Below are 1,731 nucleotides of genomic sequence, written 5' to 3'. Positions count from 1 at the left end.
GCCGGGGCCGCCGGCTGGTGAGCGTCAACCCAAGGTTGACGATCGAGGATCGTCAACCTATGGTTGACGCATGACCGAATCCCAGCGGCCTCCCGTCCAGGTCCGCCTCGACGACCTGATCAACGGCATCAAGAAGGTCCACACCGACGCCCTCGAACAGCTGACCAGCGCGGTCCTCGCCGCCGAGCACCTCGGCGAGGTCGCCGACCACCTCATCGGCCACTTCGTCGACCAGGCCCGCCGCTCCGGCGCGTCCTGGACGGAGATCGGCAAGAGCATGGGCGTCAGCAAGCAGGCGGCGCAGAAGCGCTTCGTCCCGAAGGGGGAGCAGCCCGACCTCGACCCCTCGCAGGGCTTCTCCCGCTACACCGAGCGCGCCCGCAAGGTCGTCGTGGCCTCGATGAGCGAGGCCCGCGCCGCCGGCAACGCCGAGATCACCCCGGCCCACCTCGTCCTCGCCCTGCTCACCGAGCCCGAGGCGCTCGCGGCCAAGGCGATCCTCGCCCAGGACGTCCTGCTGGACACCCTCCGGCAGGCCGCCACGGCGGCGCTCCCGCCGGAGGCGGAGGGCGAGCTCCCCGAGCTCATCCCCTTCGGCCAGGACGCCAAGAAGGCCCTCGAACTGACGTTCCGCGAGGCTCTGCGCCTCGGCCACAACTACGTCGGCACCGAGCACATCCTGCTCGCCCTGCTGGAGTTCGAGGACGGCACGGGCGCCCTCTCCGACGCGGGCGTCGACAAGGCGGCCGCCGAGGCGAACATCACCGCCGCCCTGGAGGCCATCGCCGCCAAGAGGGACGCGCCGTGAAGCGATGAGTTCCGGCTCCGCGCACGGTCCACCCCACCATGGAGAAGCTCATCAAGGCCAACGGGGCGGAACTGTGCGCGGAGACGTTCGGTGACCCGTCCGACAGCCCGATCCTGCTGATCGGCAACACGATGCTCACGTGGCCGGACGACCTGTGCGAGCGCCTCGCCGCCTCGCGCAGGTTCGCCGTCCGCTACGACCTGCGCGACACGGGCCGGTCCGAGACCGCCGACCCCGAGGCGCCCCGCTACACCCTGCGCGACCTCGTCGCCGACGCCGCCGGCGTCCTCGACGCCTTCGGCCTGCCGTCCGCGCACGTCGCCGGGTTCGGCGCCGGCGGCTGGATCGCCCAGCTCCTCGCCCTCGACCACCCGTCCCGCGTCGCCACCCTGACCCTCGTCGCCACCCGGCCCACCGCCCCGGGGCCGGCCGACCCCGACCTGCCCGACCACGCCCCGGAGCTGATGGCCCGCTTCATGCAGCGCCCGCAGGTCGACTGGACGGACCGGGAGTCGGTGGTCGCCTTCCAGGTCGAGAACGCCCGCCACACGGCGGGCACGTCCTTCGACGAGGCCGAGGCCCGCGCGAACATCGAGCGGATCTTCGACCGCACGGTGACCGGGGCCGACCCCGGCAAGGCGCACCGGGCGAACCAGATGGGGACCGTCTTCGCGGCCCTGGACACCGGCGACCGCTGGCGCGAGCGCCTTCCCGAGATCAGCGCCCCGACCCTCGTCGTCCACGGGGAGGACGACCCCTTCTTCCCGCTGGGCAACGGCCGGGCGCTGGCCGCCGAGATCCCGTCCGCCGAGCTCCTCGTCCTGCCGGGCACGGGCAACGAGCTTCCGCGCCGCACCTGGGACGCGGTCGTCCCGGCGCTCCTGCGGCACACCTCCGCCTGACGGGCGCCGGGGCCGGCGCGG

Annotated in this window: 2 protein-coding genes; both read left to right on the top strand. The window is 73.4% G+C overall.

From position 1 onward, the window contains the following. The first annotated feature begins 70 nt into the window (after nt 1-70). On the top strand, nt 71-808 hold the full coding sequence (locus AB0C69_RS42065; protein WP_360362491.1) for a Clp protease N-terminal domain-containing protein: 738 nt from the start codon (nt 71-73) through the stop codon (nt 806-808). A gap of 38 nt (nt 809-846) precedes the next feature. Next, nucleotides 847-1,710: an alpha/beta hydrolase gene (locus tag AB0C69_RS42060; RefSeq protein WP_360362488.1), complete on the top strand. Its 864-nt coding sequence runs from the start codon at nt 847-849 to the stop codon at nt 1,708-1,710. Nucleotides 1,711-1,731 lie beyond the last annotated feature (21 nt).

This window comes from Actinomadura sp. NPDC048032 (assembly GCF_040653175.1).
Taxonomy (GTDB): Bacteria; Actinomycetota; Actinomycetes; order Streptosporangiales; family Streptosporangiaceae; genus Spirillospora; species Spirillospora verrucosospora.
Note: the sequence above shows the minus strand (reverse complement) of the source record. Positions and strands in the feature narration are given on the sequence as shown.

What these genes read in the sequence shown, in the direction of transcription:
- AB0C69_RS42065 (WP_360362491.1), top strand. Translation starts at nt 71, where the DNA reads ATGACCGAATCCCAGCGGCCTCCCGTCCAGGTCCGCCTCGACGACCTG.
- AB0C69_RS42060 (WP_360362488.1), top strand. Translation starts at nt 847, where the DNA reads ATGGAGAAGCTCATCAAGGCCAACGGGGCGGAACTGTGCGCGGAGACG.